At 62.9% G+C, this 19,420-nt stretch carries 12 protein-coding genes; 11 read left to right on the forward strand and 1 reads right to left on the reverse strand.

The genetic code is table 11. The features are described from left to right. Positions 1-212 precede the first annotated feature (212 nt). The gene (locus tag ACZ5J0_RS04900) at positions 213-788 is read left to right on the forward strand and encodes a helix-turn-helix domain-containing protein (protein ID WP_024819844.1); all 576 of its coding nucleotides are present in this window, start codon (positions 213-215) and stop codon (positions 786-788) included. 153 nt (positions 789-941) lie between these two features. Here the strand turns inward: ACZ5J0_RS04900 and ACZ5J0_RS04905 are convergent, their stop codons facing one another. After that, entirely contained in the window at positions 942-2,915 is a 1,974-nt protein-coding gene (locus ACZ5J0_RS04905; protein ID WP_464094301.1) for an APC family permease, read from the reverse strand. A gap of 217 nt (positions 2,916-3,132) precedes the next feature. On the opposite strand from ACZ5J0_RS04905, the gene speB reads away from it, so the two are divergent. The 10 genes from speB (at position 3,133) to ACZ5J0_RS04955 (ending at position 19,368) form a co-directional block, all read left to right on the forward strand. Then, positions 3,133-4,203 carry an agmatinase gene (gene speB, locus ACZ5J0_RS04910; RefSeq protein WP_464094302.1) on the forward strand — a complete coding sequence of 357 codons (1,071 nt, stop codon included), beginning with the start codon at positions 3,133-3,135 and terminating at the stop codon, positions 4,201-4,203. Next, entirely contained in the window at positions 4,200-5,903 is a 1,704-nt protein-coding gene (locus ACZ5J0_RS04915) for a thiamine pyrophosphate-binding protein (RefSeq protein WP_464094303.1), read from the forward strand. The genes speB and ACZ5J0_RS04915 overlap by 4 nt, the downstream gene beginning before the upstream one ends. Positions 5,904-6,105: 202 nt before the next feature. Next, positions 6,106-6,588 carry a MarR family winged helix-turn-helix transcriptional regulator gene (locus ACZ5J0_RS04920; protein WP_142940049.1) on the forward strand — a complete coding sequence of 161 codons (483 nt, stop codon included), beginning with the start codon at positions 6,106-6,108 and terminating at the stop codon, positions 6,586-6,588. Positions 6,589-6,596: 8 nt separating this feature from the next. After that, positions 6,597-8,696, forward strand: coding sequence for an MFS transporter (locus ACZ5J0_RS04925; RefSeq protein ID WP_464094304.1), 2,100 nt, complete (start codon positions 6,597-6,599; stop codon positions 8,694-8,696). Positions 8,697-9,003: 307 nt separating this feature from the next. Beyond that, a complete protein-coding gene (locus ACZ5J0_RS04930; protein ID WP_250821011.1) occupies positions 9,004-10,737 on the forward strand; it encodes an ABC transporter ATP-binding protein in 1,734 nt (577 codons plus the stop codon). After that, on the forward strand, positions 10,734-12,812 hold the full coding sequence (locus ACZ5J0_RS04935; protein ID WP_464094305.1) for an ABC transporter ATP-binding protein: 2,079 nt from the start codon (positions 10,734-10,736) through the stop codon (positions 12,810-12,812). Before ACZ5J0_RS04930 ends, ACZ5J0_RS04935 begins: the two co-directional genes overlap by 4 nt. A gap of 56 nt (positions 12,813-12,868) precedes the next feature. After that, positions 12,869-13,285 (forward strand): acyl-CoA thioesterase, encoded by a 417-nt coding sequence (locus tag ACZ5J0_RS04940; RefSeq protein ID WP_166841664.1) that lies wholly within the window; start codon positions 12,869-12,871, stop codon positions 13,283-13,285. An 80-nt stretch (positions 13,286-13,365) separates the two neighbouring features. Further along, positions 13,366-14,130 (forward strand): copper homeostasis protein CutC, encoded by a 765-nt coding sequence (locus tag ACZ5J0_RS04945; RefSeq protein WP_464094306.1) that lies wholly within the window; start codon positions 13,366-13,368, stop codon positions 14,128-14,130. 185 nt (positions 14,131-14,315) lie between these two features. Next, complete coding sequence (locus ACZ5J0_RS04950) at positions 14,316-17,429, forward strand: glycoside hydrolase domain-containing protein (RefSeq protein ID WP_464094307.1); 3,114 nt, start codon at positions 14,316-14,318, stop codon at positions 17,427-17,429. 1 nt (position 17,430) lies between these two features. After that, entirely contained in the window at positions 17,431-19,368 is a 1,938-nt protein-coding gene (locus ACZ5J0_RS04955; protein ID WP_464094308.1) for a DUF5107 domain-containing protein, read from the forward strand. Positions 19,369-19,420: the final 52 nt, after the last annotated feature.

Raw genomic sequence — 19,420 nt, forward strand, 5'->3', positions numbered from 1 at the left:
GAAGAGTCGAAGTCTCTGTGCTGATGATTGGAGATTGGGGAGGTGTTGTGTGCCTCACAGGCAACACTTGTTGCCTCTGAGGATATGTTGTGATGGGAGTAACAGTCAAGATCCTTTGGTCATGCTTCCGCGTATTCTGGCGTTCTTGGCCTGTCTCCCGGCTACTATTGCTCCAATGACAGGGCCACATGACAGGCCTGAAAGGTTCGTGAATGAAGGCTCTACCCGTTGAACCGAGCAATGTTCCCGTTGCCATCGGTTCCAGAATCCGCGCAGCCCGGCAAGCGCAGCGCCTCACCATCGAGCAAGTGGCGGACGCTACCGGTCTGACCAAGGGCTTCCTCAGCCGGGTGGAGCGGGACCTGACATCGCCGTCGGTTGCCTCGCTGGTCACTCTGTGCCAAGTGCTGTCCGTCTCCGTGGGCGACCTCTTCGCAGCTCCGGAGACACACCTGACCAAGCGCGACGACGGCCCCCGCATTTCCCTGGGCGGCCAGGGCATCGTGGAGCGTTTATTGACCGCCCGCTCCGAGCGTCGCTTACAGATCCTGCAGGCAACCATCGAGCCACGTGGCCGCGGCGAAAACGAGCTCTACGCCGTGGACTGCGACGTCGATGTCCTGCACGTGGTCAAGGGACGGATCAAGCTCATCCTCACCAACGAGGAGTACGACCTCGAAGAAGGGGACACTCTCTCCTTCCCGGGCCGGGAACCCCACACTTGGATCAACCCCACGGACGAGACCGTTGAGGTGCTGTGGGTCCTGGTGCCGGCGGCGAGCCGCTAGCTTCACTCCCTGCGCTGCGCTCCCTCCCGGATCTCCGCACAGGCTAAGCGGAGCGCGCGAAATCTGGGGAGGAGCGCAGCCTGCGAGGGGACCAACCGGGGAGGAGCGCAGCCTGCGAGGGGACCAACCGGGGAGGAACGCGCGGAACCGGGGCTAGCCCACGTGCACCCACGGGCGTCGGGTGATGTCAGGCTCGGCCTCGCGAAGTACCTCGCGGGTTACCGGGGCGATCTCTCCTTCGCCGAAGAACAGGAACTTGCTGAGGTTGGAGATCGGATTGCCCTCGGTCCAGCGGAAGTAGATATGGGGCATGAATCCTGTGACGTCGCGGATGTGGAGGAGTACTGCGGCCACGGTGTTGGGCACGTTGTTGCTGTGCACCTCCAGGATCTTGAACCCGTGCCGGACCTTGCCCACCACTTGGAGCTCCTGCTCAAAGTCGGAGCTGTCGTCCACAATGACCTCAATGAAGACGGCGTCGCAGTCAACGGGCAGGTGACTTGCCTGCTGGGCGTGCTGGAGCTTCTCCCTGTATCGGCTTGCGCTGAGGTGTTTGGGTTCGTGGGCGATGATGCGGACGGGACCTTCGGCGGCGTTGGCCGTGAATTCGAGGGCTTTCTCGTCCATCTTGATGTGAGTGGCCCGAAGTTCGAACGCGCGCCGCATGCGGGATATGAAGCTAACTACCATGATGCCCAGAATGAAGAGGGCGGCGATCTTCAGGCCGTCGGGGCGCTCGATCGAGTTGACTACGGTGGTGTAGACGAAGACGAGGGAGATCAGACCAAAGCCGATGACCTGTGCCCGCTGCTTCTTCCGCCGTGCAGACAGTGTGACGGCAATGGAGGCCGAGGTTATCAGGACCAGCACACCAGTGGCGTAGGCGCCACCTTGGGCGTTGACGTCCGCCTTGAAGATGATGGTGACAAAGAAGGCGATGACGGTGAACACCAGGACCAGCGGGCGGAGGGCGCGTGCCCATGCCGGCGCCATGCCATAGCGGGGCAGGTAACGGGGGACGAGGTTCAAGAGCCCGGCCATGGCTGACGCGCCTGCGAACCAGAGGATGGCGATGGTGCTCACGTCATAGACGGTTCCGAATCCGTCTCCTAGGAATTTGTGCGCCAGATACGCGAGAGCGCGGCCTTCGGCTTTACCGCCGTCCTGGAATTCGGCGGCGGGGATCAGCATGACGGTGGTGAAGCTGGAGGTGATGAGGAATGAGCTCATGATGATGGCCGCGGTGGTGAGGAGCTTGTGCGCACCCTTGATCCGGCCAGTGGGCTTGGCATCGGTGTCTGTTGCGTGGCCCTTGATCTGAGGCATGACGGCAACTCCGGTTTCGAATCCGGAGAGCCCAAGTGCCAGGCGGGGGAAGACCAGAAGTGCCAGGGCGATCATCATGATGGGGTCGCCATGGGACGTGGTGAGCGCACTCCACCAGTTGGTGATGACGCCGGCTTCGGTAAAGAGATGAGTCATGGACACCACGATCACCACAAGGTTCAGCGCGAGGAATGCTGCCACCAGCACCACGGCCACGTTGATGGCTTCTTTGAATCCGCGGAGGAAGACGACGCCCAGGCCTGCGATCAAAGCCAAGGTGATGACTACTTGCTGGCCTTCGAGGAAATGCGGCGCGAAAGGGTTCTCGATGAGGTGGGCTGTGGCGTCGGCGGCGGACAGCGTGATGGTGATCATGAAGTCGGTCGCAGCAAAACCAAGGAGGGCCAGGACGAACAGCTTGCCTCCCCATCGCGGTAGCAGGCGCTCCAGCATGGCGATGGATCCTTCGCCGCGGGGGCTTTCCTTCGCAACGCGCCGGTATACGGGGAGGGCGCCGGCCAGGGTTGCGAGCACCAGGAGCAGGGTGGCCAGCGGGGACAACAGCCCGGCGGCCAGGGCGGCGATGGCTGGCTGGTAGCCGAGGGTGGAGAAGTAGTCCAGGCCCGTGAGGCACATGACTTTCCACCAGGCTTGGGGCTTGTGCGAGTCCGCAGGGCGTCCGTGGGGTCCCTGCCGCTTCCCTGAGGTATCCGGCATTCCCTCCAGTAGCCATGGCTTGAGCTTGAAGGAGTTCTTTGGCCGGTTGGCCGGATCGGCCGGAGGCCTCGACAGGGTGGTCACGGTGTCCTTTCGTGCAGCAGTGTGCTGCTTCCGCTAGGAGCGTATGGCCGCGTTCGACGTCGGGACCCCGGTTTTTATGGAATCTTAACGCCCGCTGTGACGGGCATCTCATGACGCACGCCCGGTAAGCCAATTTGTAAACATGTGATGCTTATTAGACAACTTTGAGTGTATGATGGGTGTCACAGACGCTGACTTATCTCGAAGGAGAGGCATTTTGGAAGAGCTCCGCATTGAGGCCAACGGGAACCTCGGCCCCATCGATTCATCCCGCATCCCGCGCTACGCCGGTGCCGCCACCTATGCCCGCCTGCCCCGCCTGGACCAGGTCTCCAAGGCTGACGTCACCGTTGTTGGCGTCCCCTTCGACTCCGGCGTTTCCTACCGCCCTGGCGCGCGCTTCGGTGCCAACCATGTGCGTGAAGCCAGCCGCCTGCTCCGTCCCTACAACCCGGCATGGGACGTCAGCCCGTTCGAGAACATCCAGGTTGCCGACGCCGGCGACATGGCCGTGAACCCGTTCAACATCAACGAGGCCATCGAGACCATCCAGCAGAACGCCTTGGATCTCTCGGCCAACGGCAGCAAACTGGTCACTCTCGGTGGCGACCACACCATCGCCCTGCCTCTGTTGAGGGCTGCCGCTGAGCGTGCCGGTGAGCCCATCGCGATGCTCCACTTCGACGCACACCTGGACACCTGGGATACCTACTTTGGCGCCGAGTACACGCACGGCACCCCGTTCCGACGGGCCGTGGAAGAGGGCATCCTGGACACCGAGGCCATCAGCCACGTCGGTACCCGCGGTCCGCTGTATGGCAAGAAGGACCTCGACGACGACCACCGCTTCGGCTTCGGAATCGTCACCTCCGCAGACGTCTACTACCAGGGCGTCCTGGAGACCGTGGCTAAGATCCGCGACCGCATCGGCAACCGTCCGCTGTACATCTCCGTGGACATTGACGTTCTTGATCCGGCGCACGCGCCCGGCACCGGCACTCCTGAAGCCGGCGGCATCACCAGCCGCGAGCTCCTGGAAATCATCCGTGGTTTCCGGGGCATGAACCTCGTTGGTGCGGACATCGTTGAAGTTGCTCCGGCCTACGACCACGCGGAAATTACCGGTGTTGCAGGCAGCCACGTAGCCTACGAGCTCGTGACCCTCATGGCGGACAATGCAGTGGAAGGTGACCGCCAAGGTGCCCCCAACGGCTACGCGCAGCAGGCCCTCGGCGCCCGTATCGCGGAACTCGCGCAGGCAACCGGAGCAACCGGAGACCAGCGATGATCGATTTCGATCCGGGCACAGCAGCCCCCACCAAGGGAACCAACCAGCGCAACGGTGGGGACCTCGTCGTCGAGACCCTTGAAGCGCTGGGCGCGAAGACCGTCTTCGGTATCCCGGGCCAGCATGCTCTGGGTCTTTTTGACGCGATGGGCCGCGGCAATCTGCACTTCGTTTCCTCCCGTGTGGAGAACAACTCGGCCTTCGCAGCCGACGGGTATTCACGTGCCACCGGCGAGGTGGGTGTGCTGTTCCTGTCCACCGGGCCCGGTGCGCTGACGTCCCTGGCCGGTTTGCAGGAGGCCTATGCCACGGGTGTTCCCATGGTGGTTGTGGCCAGCCAGATTCCGCTCGATGGCCTGGGTGCCCGCCGCAAGGGCATGTTGCACCAGCTCGATGACCAGAAGGCCTCGGCCGCGAACGTCACCAAGAGCCAGCGACTGATCCAGCACGCCTCGGGCATCCCCTCGGCCATCCAGGACGCGTGGACCGAAGCGATCTCCTCACCGCAGGGCCCTGTGTGGATCGAAATCCCGCAAAACGTCCTGCTGGACCCGATCATGGTTCCCCCGGTGGAGGACGCCCTCGCCGAAGCATTCGACAACCCGCCGCGCGTCGAGTTGATCCGCGAGGCCGTGAAGTGGCTTTCGACGGCGGAACGTCCGGCCATCATCGCCGGCGGCGGTACCCGTCGTGGCCGGGCCGAGAAGTCGTTGCTCTCGATCGCCGAGCAATTACGGGCTCCGGTCATTTGCACCCCGGGCGGCAACGGCGCGTTCCCGTGGACCCACGAGCTGTCCTTACAGTCGTGGATCGAGGACCGGTATATGACCGACGTCCTGGAAGACGCCGATGTGCTGATCGTGATCGGCTCCTCCCTGGGTGAAGTGACCTCGAACTACTTCACGTTCGAACCACGCGGACGGATCATCCAGATCGACGCCGAACCCCGCGTCCTGGAATCCAACCGGCCCGGTTTGGGCATCCGTGCCGACGCCGGCCAGGCCCTAGCGGCCCTGGACGAAGCCCTCGCAGCTGCCGGTGCCGCGGACTCCGTGAAGCGTGACTGGCACGGCACCAGCCCGGAGGACGTGGTCAAGGAATCCCTGGCCAAGGTCAAGGCCCGCCTGGAATCACAGGACCTGGCCAAGGAACTGAAGTTCATGGCCGACATCCGCGAGGCTGTTCCGGCTGACATGCAGACGTTCTGGGACATGACCATCTCTGCGTACTGGGGCTGGAGCTGCTGGGACGCCCGGCAGGGCCAGTTCCACTCCGCCCAAGGCGCCGGCGGCTTGGGCTACGGCTTCCCTGCGGCAATCGGCGGTGCCGTGGGACTGGAGACCACCGGCAAGCCGAGCAGGGTGCTGGCCGTTTCCGGTGACGGATCCTCCATGTACTCCATCTCCGAGCTCGCCACCGCCAAGCAGCACAACGTCCCGGTCACCTGGCTGATTGTGGACGACGGCGGCTACGGCATCCTGCGCGAGTACATGGTGGGCGCCTTTGGCCAAGCCACCGCCACCGAGCTCGCCCGCCCGGACTTCGTGAAGCTTGCCGAGTCCTTCGGCGTCCCGGCGCGCCGGGTTTCCCCGGAGGAAGTGGGGGACGCGCTCAAGGCGTCCTTCGCAGCGGACGGACCCAACGTCGTCGTGGTTGAGACCCTGCTGAAGATGTTCGGCCCCACGCATTTGGACGACTAAGCAGACCCTAGTAAACGCAGAAAGCCCCCGCACGGAACCTCGTGCGGGGGTTTTCTGCGTTGCGAGGCCCACTCTGCACCCAATTCCCGCGAAATAAGGTGCAGAGCGGGCCCCGCAACTGAACCGAAACGCATCTTTAGTTTCCCAAAGCAATCAATCTGAGTTATAGTTGCTTTAGGCAAGCAAAAGAGGGGTGTTTTCCATGTCCGTCGGTTCCGCCACAGCAACCGATCTTGTGCATCAAATCTTCGACCTCCAGCGCACACTGCGCTGTGTGGTGACCGCCCACATGGCGCGTGTTCCCGACGTCGGAATGGCTGTTCAAGGGGTGATGCGATTCATTGGCGAGGGGGAGACCCGCGCTACGCATCTGGCCACGCGGCTCGGTGTCAGTGCACCGGTCCTGAGCCGGCACGTCACCGAACTCGAGGAACTGGGCTTCGTGGTCAGGCGGCCCGATCCCGCGGACGGCAGGGCCCAACTGCTTGCCCTGACGGAGGAAGGCTCCGCGAAACTGCGCGAATTCGAAGAACAACGCAGCGTGAGACTGCGCGATTACCTGGCGGATTGGAGCGAGGCTGACGCCCTCGAGGCCTCCCAGGTCATCAACAAACTCACCGAGTCACTCAAGGACTCAATCCGGGCAACGGCGGCCGGCTCCATCACAACCAACCAGACAGCTTAGGAGCCACCATGGCCACACCAGCAGTTCAGAACACCAAGGCGGTGGACGCCTCAGCCAGCCCCGCGGCCAGCAAAGCCGCAGCTCCCATGACGCACCGGCAGATCATGGAAGCCCTCACCGGCCTCCTCGCCGCCTTCTTCACCGCAATCCTCAGCAGCACTATTGTTGCCAACGCATTGCCCACCATCATGTCCGAGCTCAAGGGCACCCAAACCGACTTCGCCTGGGTCATCACGGCAGCGTTGCTGGCCAACGCTGCAACCACTCCCATCTGGGGCAAGCTCGCGGACCTTTTCGACAAAAAGCTCCTGGTCCAGCTGAGCATCATCATCTTTGTGGCCGGCTCAGTCATGGCTGGACTGTCCGAAACCATTCCGCTGCTGCTCACCGCCCGCGTCATCCAAGGCGTGGCCATGGGTGGCCTCACAGCCTTGGCCCAGGCAATCATCGGCTCCATGATTCCGCCGCGCGACCGCGGTAAATACTCCGGTTACATGGGTGCCGTCATGGCCGTTGGCACTGCTGGCGGACCGCTGTTGGGTGGCTTCATCGTTGACAGCCCGTTGGGCTGGCGCTGGACGTTCTTCGTCTGCGTGCCGCTGGCCGTCGTCGCGCTCATACTGCTGCAGGTGACGCTGAAAATCGAGCACATCAAGCGTCCGGCCAAGATCGACTGGCTCGGCTCCATCCTGCTGACCTCCGGCGTCAGCCTGTTGCTGATCTGGGTTTCCTTCGCCGGCAACCCCGACTACTACGACTGGTTCTCCTGGCAGTCCGCCCTCATGGTGGGTGGCGGCGTAGCTCTTCTGGCTGTGCTCGTGTTCGTGGAAACCAAGGTGGCCCAGCCCATCATCCCCCTCAAGATCATCTCCGAGCGCACCACGGCCCTGGCCATTGTTGCCTCCGTTGCGGTGGGCATCGCCATGTTCGGTTCGTCCACCTTCCTGGGCCAGTACTTCCAGGTTGCCCGCGGCGCCACACCCACCGAGGCAGGGCTGCTGACGCTGCCCATGATCGCCGGAAACCTTATTGGTTCGGTCGCTTCGGGCATCCTGATCAGCCGCTTCGGTAAGTGGAAGAGGTTCCTGATTGCAGGCTCCGTCCTCCTCATTGGCGGTCTCGCATTCGCCGGAACCATGGACCACACCACTGAACTGTGGATTGTGGCGATCTACACCGGTGTGTTCGGGCTCGGCCTGGGCATGCTGATGCAGAATCTGGTCCTCGCTGTTCAGAACACCGTCCAGGCCAAGGACATCGGAACCGCCAGTGCCTCCGTGGCGTTCTTCCGCTCGGTTGGTGGCGCAATCGGCGTATCCGTTCTCGGTGCCATCATGTCCAACCACGTGAAAGAACTCGCTGTTGAGGGCATGACTGCCGCAGGGATCCCTGCCCAGGGTGGAGCGTCCGGAGCGAGCATGGACCTGGCTGACATGCCTGCCCCCATCGCGGACATCATGCGCGCTGCCTACGGTGACGCGACTGCTCAGATCTTCCTGATCTCCGCGATCATCAGCGTCGTTGCCCTCCTCGCCGTGCTGTTCATCAAGGAGCGTCCACTGCGACGCACCGTGGATGCAGCTCCTGAGAAAGAACTGGTTGCCACGGCTTCAGGGGACGCCGGAATGTCACTGGACACGGCGTCCATGGACGCAGTGAAAGCGTCCGACGACGGCGCCCGCCGCCCAAGTGCCCATCCTGCGGTTTCGGTGGGCGGACGTCAGGTAGGGGCGGACCGTCAGGTTCCGGTAGGGGACCGTCAGGTTCCGAACCCGGAGTCCGGAACCGATCTTGACCTCGAGTTCGCTCGGATCCTCACGCAGGAACGGCCTCACGGCACGGTTGATGTGAAGGAAGTCCAGGAGCAGTTGTCCCGTACCCAGTACGTCCTGGCGGAACAACAGCTTCAGCTGAGCCGTGCCAACGTGGAGCTGCAGGCCCGGTTGCGGGAGCAGCAGACCATTGCCGAGCAGCAAGCCCACACCGCGGAAGAGCTTGCAGCGATCCGCAAAGAACTCAAGCGTGAGCGCAGGCAGCAGGAGCGCATGGCGCTGCTGCTCCTCCAAGGCGTCGAAGCACGTTCGGACCACGGCAAGCACGCAGGCTAACTCACTGGGGTCCCGGCCCTGTCCGGGGATCCAGGGCTCCTTGCGGAGTCCGGTCAGAACGGCCAACGAGGGCGGGATTGGGAGCGCCGGCTGGGAAACCAGCCGGCGCTTTCTTGTCTGCTCCGACTACCGGACTTGCGGAAGCGGGAGCACCCGCCACCCGGCAGATACTCCGCTGGGATGATCTTTCCCGAAAGATGTTTCGCCGGGGCAACGGATTTCGTAGAGTAGGGAGGCTAATACTGTCAGCCCCGGCTGCCACACTTCTCTTACCTCTTTCACGCACTCTTTCTAAGGACCCGTGGGCATGCTTGTCACCCTTATACGGCGCTACTCCAAGCCGTATTTGCCGCAGATCGTGGCCGTGCTGATTTTTCAGCTCGCATCCACCATCGCTACGCTGTACCTCCCCAGCCTCAACGCCAGAATTATTGATGAGGGAGTTTCCCGCGGAGACACCGACTTCATCTGGCAGACCGGTGCCCTCATGCTCGCTGTCGCCCTTGGACAAGTGGTCACTGCCATCATCGCTGTGTACTTCGGGTCCCGCGTTGCAATGGCCATTGGCAGGGACCTGCGCCGCAGCGTCTTCCGGCAGGTCAGTAGCTTCTCAGCCCAGGACGTCAACACTTTCGGTGCTCCCACGCTGATTACCCGCGGTACCAACGATGTCCAGCAGGTACAGATGCTGGTGCTCATGGGCCTGAACTTCATGGTCTCAACCCCCATCATGTGTGTGGGCGGCATCATCATGGCGCTCCGTGAGGACCTTAGCCTTTCCTGGTTGGTCTGGGTCTCCGTTCCTGTCCTGGTGGCCGTGGTGGGCTACCTTGTAGTCCGTCTCATGCCGCTGTTCCGTTCCATGCAGACCAAGATCGACGCCATCAATGGCGTGCTGCGCGAACAGATCATCGGTATTCGCGTGGTCCGGGCCTTTGTTCGCGAGCCCCACGAGGCCAGGCGCTTCGGGGACGCCAATGATGACCTCACTGCAGTGTCGGTAAAGATCGGCAACCTGTTCGTCCTGATGTTCCCGGCCATCGGCATGATCCTGCACCTGTCCACGGCCGCCGTGCTGTGGTTTGGCGGCCAGCGGGTGGATTCCGGGGAGATGCAGGTGGGTGCGCTCACGGCCTTCCTCCAGTACCTGCTGCAGATCCTGATGGCTGTCATGATGGGCACGTTCATGGCCATGATGATTCCCCGCGCATCCGTCTGTGCAGACCGCATAGGTGAGGTACTGGACGTCGAGCCTTCCATCCACAACCCCAGCTCGCCAGTAGTGCCTGCTGAGAAGAAGGGACGCGTGGAGTTCCGGGACGTCACCTTCAAGTACCCCGGTGCCGAGGCTCCGGTGCTGAGCAACATTTCCTTCACTGCTGAGCCGGGCAAGACCCTGGCCATCATCGGCTCCACGGGCGCCGGCAAGACCACCTTGGTCTCGCTGCTGCCGCGGCTTTACGACGTCGCATCCGGTGACGTCCTGCTGGACGGTGTGCCCGTCACGAAGATGGACGCATCGGAGATCACCAGCCGCGTATCTGCGGTGCCGCAGAAGCCGTACTTGTTCTCAGGAACAATCGAGCATAACCTTCGTTTCGGCAAGCCTGACGCCACGGACGAAGAGCTGTGGGACGCGTTGGAAACGGCACAGGCCAAGGGCTTCGTGGAAGAAAAGTCATCCGGTTTGAACCGGCGCATCGCCCAAGGCGGTACCAATGTCTCCGGTGGCCAGCGCCAGAGGCTATCCATTGCCAGGGCGTTGGTTACCAAACCGAATGTGTACCTGTTTGATGATTCGTTCTCCGCGCTCGATGTTGCTACCGACGCCCGTCTGCGCAAAGCCTTGAAGGCCAAGACCCGGGATTCCACAGTCATCATCGTGGCCCAGCGCGTCTCTACCATCGCGGACGCGGACGAGATCCTTGTGCTGGATAACGGAAGGATTGTTGACCGCGGAACGCACGACGAACTGCTGGAGACCTCACCCACCTACCAGGAAATCGTTGAATCCCAGCTGAGCGTGGAGGAAGTGGCATGACCGAGCAGGACCAGCAGAAGAAGCGTGGCTGGGCTGCCAAGGCTCAAGCCGCCAAGGATGCCAAGGCAACAGCCGAAGCTGAGGTAGCCACCGAAGTGCTCGATGACGACGACTTTGTTGAAGAAGAATACGTCCCCTCCGAAGCTGATGGCGGTATGTTCGGCGACGTCCCGGCAAAGAAGGCCAAAGAGTTCTGGCCGTCCGCCAAGCGACTCATGAGCCTGCTGAAGCCCGAGGCCGTTGGCGTGTACATCGTGATCGGGCTCGTCATTGTCTCGGTAGTCCTCAATGTGATTGCTCCGAAGGTCCTGGGTAGTGCCATGGACGTCATCTTCGGTGGCGTTGTGGGCCGGCAGATCCCGGAGGGGGTCTCGCAGGAGCAGTTCGTTGAGCTCATGCGCCAGCAAGGCCAAGGCAACTTTGCGGATATGGTCTCCAAGATGGAGCTCACCAACGGGATTGACTTCCCCAAGCTGACGTTCCTGATTTCGATCGTGCTCCTGATGTACTTTGTGGCCAACATCTTCCTGTGGGCCCAGGGTTGGTTGCTCAACAGGATCGTCATGCGGGTCATTAAGAAGCTGCGCAACGACGTTCAGGCAAAGCTCAACCGGCTCCCGCTGAACTACTTCGACACCCGCCAGCGCGGCGACATCCTGTCCCGCGTGACCAACGACGTCGACAACGTCCAGCAGGGCCTCCAGCAGGCGTTCTCCCAACTGGTCAGCTCAGTGCTCACAGTCCTGGGCATCACGGTGATGATGTTCATCGTCTCCTGGGAATTGGCGCTCATTGCCCTGATCGCTCTGCCGTTGTCCGGCATTGTGGCGGGCGTCATTGGTGCGCGCAGCCAGAAGCTCTTCGCAGCACAGTGGAAGAACACCGGCGCACTGAACGGCCAGATCGAGGAGTCCTTCTCCGGACACGACCTCGTGAAGGTCTTCGGTCGCGATGCCGACATGCTGAAGCGTTTCGACGAGAAGAACGAGGAACTCTACAAGGCCTCCTTTGGTGCGCAGTTCGTGTCCGGCGTGATCTTCCCGGCCATGAACTTCGTGTCCTACCTGTCCTACGTCGGCATTGCCGTGGTGGGTGGCTTGCGCGTTGCCTCGGGCTCCATGAGCCTGGGCGATGCCACCGCCTTCATTCAGTACTCACGTGAATTCACCCAGCCGCTGGGCCAGATTGCCGGCATGGCCAACATGCTGCAGTCCGGTGTTGCCTCGGCAGAGCGCGTCTTCGAGTTCCTTGATGCCGAGGAAGAAGTTGAAGAGACCGGGACCCGCAATCTGCCCGCCAAGACCGACGGCCATGTTGAGTTCGAGCACGTCTCGTTCAGCTATGTAGAAGACAAACCGCTCATTGAGGACCTGTCCTTTGCTGCCGAACCTGGCCATACCGTGGCGATTGTGGGCCCCACCGGGGCCGGGAAGACCACGCTGGTGAACCTGGTGATGCGTTTCTACGAGCTCAACGCAGGCCGGATCACCTTGGATGGCGTGGACATCAAGGACCTTAGCCGCGCAGAACTGCGGTCCAAGGTGGGCATGGTGTTGCAGGATGCCTGGCTGTTTGGCGGGACCATCTACGACAACATCAAGTACGGCAAGCTGGACGCCACCGAGGACCAGATCATGGAAGCGGCCAAGGCAACCTACGTGGACCGCTTTGTGCGTGCCCTCCCGGACGGTTACCAGACGATCATCGACGAAGAAGGCAACAACGTCAGCGCCGGTGAAAAGCAGCTCATCACCATCGCCCGTGCCTTCGTTTCAGATCCGTCGCTGCTGATCCTGGACGAAGCTACAAGCTCCGTGGACACCCGTACGGAGCTGTTGCTGCAAAAGGCCATGGCTGCCCTTCGGACGGACCGGACGAGCTTCGTGATCGCCCACCGCCTGTCCACTATCCGCGACGCCGACACCATTTTGGTGATGGAGAACGGCAAGATCGTGGAGCAGGGCAACCATGCCCACCTGCTCACACTGCAGGGGGCCTACTACCGGTTGTACATGTCCCAGTTCGCTGGTGAGGAAGAGACCGCTGTGGACGACTCGACGGCGGTGCACAGCTGAGCACGGAAACACTGAAGGAGTCCATGGCACCCCGCCGCATAGAGGTCCTCGTACCCATGCGCTGGGGTGACATGGACGCCTACGGCCACATCAACAACGTCCAGATTGTGCGGATGCTGGAGGAAGCCCGTATCGCAGCCTTCGGGCCCCCTCGTGGAGCGGGCCTTCCGGGCGTAGAGCCCCCGGCGGCCCTGTTCAATGACGTCGAGGAAGGCACAATGACCCTGGTTGTGGAGCACAAAGTCCGGTACGTCCGGACTTTGGATTACCGCAACATCCCGGCTGTGGTGGAGATCTGGGTGGGGGCCATCAAAGGCGCCAGCTTCGATCTCCATTACGTCATCAAAGATCCTGTCACGCGGGAAGACTGCGTGAAAGCAACTACTCACCTGGCTTTCGTCGCCGAGGCCACAGGACGGGTCCTAAGGCTCACGCCGGAGCAAAAGGAAAAGCTGCAGAAGTACCAGGGCTGACGAGTTTTTGTACAGCTGATGCCCTCAAATGGCCGTCTTAGGGGCATGAGCTGTACAAAAACTCCACGTAGAGTTTCACCATGAAACTTGAAATTGCCGTGGTGAGTGCCGCGGGTGCAGGCACGGCAGCCGCCGAGGGAGCCGACCGCATCGAACTGTGCAGCAGCCTGGAACTTGGTGGCGTCACGCCAAGCCAAGGACTCATGGAAGCCAGCATGGAGCACGTTGACGGCCGTCTGGCGATCCATCCACTGATCCGCTCCAGGCCCGGCGACTTCCGGTACTCTGCGTCCGACGTGGACACCATGGTCCACGAGATCCGCCATCTGCTGGCCCAGGGGGCCCACGGGGTGGTGCTCGGGGCGCTCACCCCGTCCGGAGACGTAGACGTTCACGCGATCCGGCGCCTCATGGATTCCGCCAAGGAAGCCAACCCGGAGGCAGAGTTGACCTTCCACAGGGCCATAGACCAGTCACGAGACCCCGTGGCCGCTCTTGAACATCTGATGGAACTTGGCTTCACGCGGATCCTGACCTCGGGCCACGAAGCCACCGCGGGGGCGGGGCTGTCCACGTTGACCACCATGGCAGAACGTGCCGGGAGTGCACTGCAGATCATGGCCGGGGGAGGACTAACCCTTGACGACATCCCTGCGATGCACCGGGCAGGCCTTGCTGCGGTCCACCTTTCGGCCAAGAAGACGGTCTCCACCCTCGCCGATGGGGCGGTCTCCCTCGGTGCGCAGGACGGCAGCGATCCCACGGCTTACACAGTTACCAACCGCGACGTCGTCCGGGCGGCGAGGGCGAAAGTCAACGCACTGAACCTGGCTGCCTCCAAGTAGCACCTGGCCGCCTCCAACTAGCACCGTCATAATGCCCTGGCAGCGTCATGGCCAGTATTCGGGGGCGGGAATTGCAGTGATCGCGCATCGCAATAACCCTTTACGACTCCACGGAACGCCGGGATGATGTAAGGATTCACCAAACAGGTGAGAAACCCCGGAAGCTACCTTCAGGAGTCTCAGCGATGCCGCTGCCCGCGCCGGTTTCACCGGCCCTCATCACCCCGCCAAATCCCAGCAGAATCGGTTCAGTGACAGCCCACCCGGAGGTGGATTGTGGCATCGGCGCGTGGGACAAACTGCTCTACGGCAATCACCGATTCGTTGTGGAAGTCCTGGATGTGGCTGAAGCGGGGCTCAGCGGAAGGGGCGGCGGGGTTGGTGCGGCCCACAGGGCTGTCATCCCGTGGCGGCGGCAGGACAAGGACCCCGCAACGGTTGATGTCATGGTCGTCTCGGAGAAGACCGGCATCAGGGTCCGGAACGTGATGGTGGAAGAGGCCACCCGCGAGTCCGGAACGGTTGTCTTCGAAGCCACAGAGGGCCCTGGCATCTACTTCGTCTTCTACCTGCCGTACGCCATGCTGGGGAAAGCCCACTATCCCCAGGCGCAGTACCTCCCGCGTCGTCCTGCCGCAGATCCGGCCTGGGCCGCCGCCGTCGGACGTTCCGCCTGGGCAAGCGGGGCGCAAGCCGCGCTGCCCACCGCCAAAGTCATCCGATATGAGGCGGCAAGCGAACGGGACTCGTTCGCACCCATGAACTTCACCGCCCGCGCAGACGAACTGGAGCGGTTCCGGGCACTCCACGCGGGAGAAGCCCTACTGGTGTTTCCCGAGGACCGCCTGAATCCCATCTCCATGCGGCATGACCTACCGGCGCACTGGGTGATCAACGGGCCCTCGGAGGCTTTCCACGGCACTGCACAGGCTGGCGAGGACTATGTGGTCCAGTTGGGACTGTATGCGCAGAAGGATCTCAACGGCGTGACAGTTCAGGTCACCCCATCAGCCGGGGAAGAGCCAACGGGAGGAGACTCAACGGGAGGAGAAGGTACCAGCGGGCGCTGCATCAACACCGATGGCGTGGACAGGCTGGGCAAGCCATGGCACAGAGCCCTCAACATTCCTGCCGGCACTGTACGGGCTTTGCTGGTGGTCCTTCCCATCCCTGAGGAAGCTGCGGGAACCACGCACTCCGCGATGGTGACTATCCATGCAGCGGGGGAGCCACCACGGGAGGTCGTGGTCAGGCTTGATGTGGCCGCGGAAACAGATCCGGCACTCCTTGCGGGCGGTTTCGGAGATGCACGTTCCCTTCGGCGCCTGGCCTGGCTGGATTCGCGAGTGGCTCAGGACGCGGAGCTCGTTAGGCCATATACGGCCATCACTTTGGACGAAACGAGCAGGACGTTGGGGATTCTGGGCAGGTCCTTGCAGCTGACGGAGTCCGGACTTCCGGCGCAGGTGACGTCAACGTTTACCACCGCGGTGACCGCAACGGATGGTCCCGTCGTCGAGCTTTTCAGTGCTCCCATGCGGCTGGACGTTGAGGGAATTGATTGGACGCACGGTCAGCTAGTTTTCACTGAGGACGGCCCGGCGCGGATGTCGTGGCGCTGCGCCTGGACAGGTCGCAAGGACGGCAAGGCGGCGCTGACGCTGGAGCTGAACGGCGTTCTCGACGCCGATGGGGCAGTTTCGTACTCGCTGCGGCTCAGCCCGGTGGGGACCTTGGAGGTGAACGACGTCGGCCTGCAGCTGGCGCTCCATGAGGCTTCGGTTCCGCTGGCCATGGGGTTGGGCATCCCGGGTGGAAGACGGCCGGACACCATCGACTGGACTTGGGACGTGGCGGCGAAGAACCAGGATGCGTTGTGGCTGGGGAGTGTGAATGTAGGCGTCCAGCTTTCCTTACGTGATGGCAGCTATGAACGGCCGCTCAACACCAACTTCTACCGGGAGAAGCCGTTGGTGGAACCGGGATCGTGGGCCAACCGGCAGCAGGCCGGCGGTGATTGCGGAGTCCGGGGCGGTGTCGCGTTGCGGACATCGGAGGACACAGCCACGCTGCGTGCCTTCAGTGGTGCCCGGACCCTAAGGGCGGATGAGCCATTGGACTTCGATTTCCGCCTGCTGCTGACACCGTTCAAGCCGATCGATCCCGGTAAACACCTTGGAAAACGGTACTTCCACGCTCCTGAAAACCCTGCGGACATCAAGGCCGCTGGTGCCACCGTGGTCAACGTCCATCACGCCACGGCGCCGGCGCCCTATATCAATGATCCCTTGCTGACCCAGGACTCGCTGCGGAAGTACGTGGCCCAGTGCCATCAGCACGGGCTCAAAGCCAAGGTTTACAACACGGTCCGCGAGCTCACGTTCCATAGCCCGGAGCTGCTGCCGTTGCTGCACCTGGACCACGAAGTCTTCAGCGACGGTCCAGGGGCAGGCCACATGTGGCTGCAGGAACATGCCGGCAGCGGCTACGTTTCAGCGTGGTTTGCACCCAATGTGGAGGACATCGCCGTGGTGACAACCGGCGAATCGCGGTGGGAGAACTTCTACGTGCGGAGCCTTCAGGAACTGGCCGGCGGGGAGGACGGGATTGACGGCATCTACCTGGATGACATCGCCTATGACCGCTCCGCCATGCAGCGGGTCCGCAAGGTCTTGGAGCGGGCCTGCATAACCCGTGGTGTAGACGGCCCTGAGATTGACCTCCATTCAGCAAACCAGTTCACTGCGCACGACGGTTACGCGTCCTCCGCCAATCTGTACATGGAGCACTTGCCGTATGTGGACAGGCTATGGCTGGGGGAGTACTTCGACTACAACACCACCGATCCCGACTATTGGCTGGTGGAGCTCTCCGGCATTCCCTTCGGCCTCATGGGCGAGATGCTGGAAGGCGGTGGCAACCCATGGCGTGGCATGGTGTTCGGGATGACAGGCCGGGCACCTGCCGTGGACAACCGCCCGCTCTGGGAGTTCTGGGCCCAAACCGGGTTGGAGCACGGGCATATGCAAGGGTTTTGGGACCCGCAGGCCCCCATAAAGACAAGTCACCCCCACGTTCTGGCCACCACGTGGCTCACGGAGCACGGAATGGTTGTAGCGCTGGCCTCCTGGGCCGCGGACACTGAACAAGTGACGCTGATTTTCGACGACGCTGCTGCCGCCACCAGAATCATCAAGGCCCCCACCATCCCCGGCTTCCAATCTGCCGCGAGCTACGTGCCCGGCCAAGCCATAGCCATCGAGCCGCAGCGCGGCCTCCTTCTCACGATCGGATACTGACGTGGCAGACACAGCAACCTCCACCCTCACAGTCACCACCGTTTCCCTGACCATGGCCGAGCTCGGCCCGCTCAACCCCTTGCCCGTGGTGGCGGCTGAGCTGGACCAGCCCTACACCGTGGGAGAGGGGGTGCCGGAGGAACTCCAGGCCTCGGCCCGGTTCGGTGTGGTGCCCAACATTTACCCGTACCTCATGCAGGACGGCTACAGCCGGGACGCGGCACCCAAGGAAGTGCCCGCCGTCGTGCTTGAAAACAGCAAACTCAAGGTGACGGTCCTCCCGTCGCTGGGTGGCCGCATCTGGGAACTGTTCGACAAAAAGACGGGCAAGCAGCTCCTCCACACCCACCAGGCACCGCAACTGGCCAATGTTGCGCTGCGCAAGGCCTGGTTCGCCGGTGGGCTGGAGTGGAACATCGGCACCCGAGGCCATTCGCCCACCAGCTGCGATCCTTTGCACACCGCGATTGTCCGCACCCCGGACGGCAAGCACATCCTGCGGATGTGGGAATACGAGCGGCTGCGGGAAGTGGTTTTCCAGGTGGACATCTGGCTGCCCGGCGACTCGCCTGTGGTCTTCGCGGCGGTGCGGATCCGCAACCCAAGCGACCACGAGGTCCCCATGTACTGGTGGAGCAACGCAGCCATCCCTGAGACGGAGCGGACCCGCGTGATCGCCCCGGCGGATGAGGCTTTCGGCAGCGACTACACCACGGACATCACCCGCGTCCGGCCCACCGCCCACGAAGGATATGACGGCACGTGGCCGGTCAACAGCCCCCACGCGGCGGATTTCTTCTTCGACATCGACCCTTCCGAACGGCGTTGGGTTGTTGCAGCCGACGACGACGGCGACGGGCTGGCGATGCTCTCCACGGGACTCCTCCGCGGCAAGAAGCTCTTCGTATGGGGCCAGGGGCAGGGCGGCAAGCGGTGGCAGGAATGGCTGAGCCCCGGAGCTGGACCGTATGCCGAAATCCAGGCGGGTTTGGCGCAGACGCAGTTTGAACACCTTGTCATGCCAGCCGACGCGGAGTGGGCCTGGGTAGAGGCCTACGGTAACGGTCATCTCGATCCGGAAACCTCGCACGGTGCCGACTGGGACGCTGCGGTGGCCAACGCCAGCCAGCGATTGGAGCAACTCCTGCCCCATGACGAACTCGAGGCCATGCTTCCCGCAGCCCTCAACGACGCCGACATCCCGCCGTCCACCATGCTGCTGCGCGGCAGTGGTTGGGGCGTTCTTGAACGCGCCCGGCGCCGGAAATCCGGGAAGGGCTGGGTGGATGAGAGCGGTACACCTTTCGGGGTGGAGAGCGTCACGGCCGAGCAGGAACCGTGGCTCGGTCTGTTGGAGGGAAAAACGTTCGACGGCGGGCCCGGTTTCGTCGCCGGGGCGGACTGGGAAGAGTTGCTTGGTGGGCAGGCCAGCCCCGAATCGAGGTTTCACCTGGCCATCATGAAGCACGCCCGTCAGGACCTGGACGGTGCGACGGCGGGGTACCGCGGGGTGCTTTCCGACGGAGGGGCCGCTCCCGGCATCAGGGCGCTCGCGCACCGCGGCTTGGGCTTGGCCCTGCTCGCCGCAGGTCAGGAGGCTGATGGACTTACCGAGCTCCGGAGGGGCGTTGACGCTGACCCCTTCACCACAGCCGTGCTCACGGAAGCCGTCACGCTCAGCATCCGGCACGGGGACCCCGCCATGGCACTGGGACTGGTGGAGTCGGCACCCAAGGAGGGCGCCGGCGTCGGACGTTTGCGGTTCCTCAAGGCGCTGGCGCTCGCGCGAACCGGGAAAGCCGCCGAAGCAGCCGCGATCCTGCGTGAGGGTGTCGAGATTCCGGACCTCCGCGAGGGCGAGGACGCCATTGCGGCCTTGTGGGAAGAAGTGTGCCCGGACGAGCCCGTCCCTGCGGCCTATCAGTTCGGGATGCACTGACGGGCGCGCGGTGTGGCCTCCCGCACATCGGGGGTAATCTCTGAAAGCGTGT

Source organism: Arthrobacter sp. DualSoilB13 (assembly GCF_055389195.1).

Bases quoted from the DNA above. Each gene is read 5' to 3' on its own strand.
- ACZ5J0_RS04900 (WP_024819844.1), top strand. From the start codon at position 213: ATGAAGGCTCTACCCGTTGAACCGAGCAATGTTCCCGTTGCCATCGGT.
- ACZ5J0_RS04915 (WP_464094303.1), top strand. From the start codon at position 4,200: ATGATCGATTTCGATCCGGGCACAGCAGCCCCCACCAAGGGAACCAAC.
- ACZ5J0_RS04920 (WP_142940049.1), top strand. From the start codon at position 6,106: ATGTCCGTCGGTTCCGCCACAGCAACCGATCTTGTGCATCAAATCTTC.
- ACZ5J0_RS04925 (WP_464094304.1), top strand. From the start codon at position 6,597: ATGGCCACACCAGCAGTTCAGAACACCAAGGCGGTGGACGCCTCAGCC.
- ACZ5J0_RS04930 (WP_250821011.1), top strand. From the start codon at position 9,004: ATGCTTGTCACCCTTATACGGCGCTACTCCAAGCCGTATTTGCCGCAG.
- ACZ5J0_RS04935 (WP_464094305.1), top strand. From the start codon at position 10,734: ATGACCGAGCAGGACCAGCAGAAGAAGCGTGGCTGGGCTGCCAAGGCT.
- ACZ5J0_RS04940 (WP_166841664.1), top strand. From the start codon at position 12,869: ATGCGCTGGGGTGACATGGACGCCTACGGCCACATCAACAACGTCCAG.
- ACZ5J0_RS04945 (WP_464094306.1), top strand. From the start codon at position 13,366: ATGAAACTTGAAATTGCCGTGGTGAGTGCCGCGGGTGCAGGCACGGCA.
- ACZ5J0_RS04950 (WP_464094307.1), top strand. From the start codon at position 14,316: ATGCCGCTGCCCGCGCCGGTTTCACCGGCCCTCATCACCCCGCCAAAT.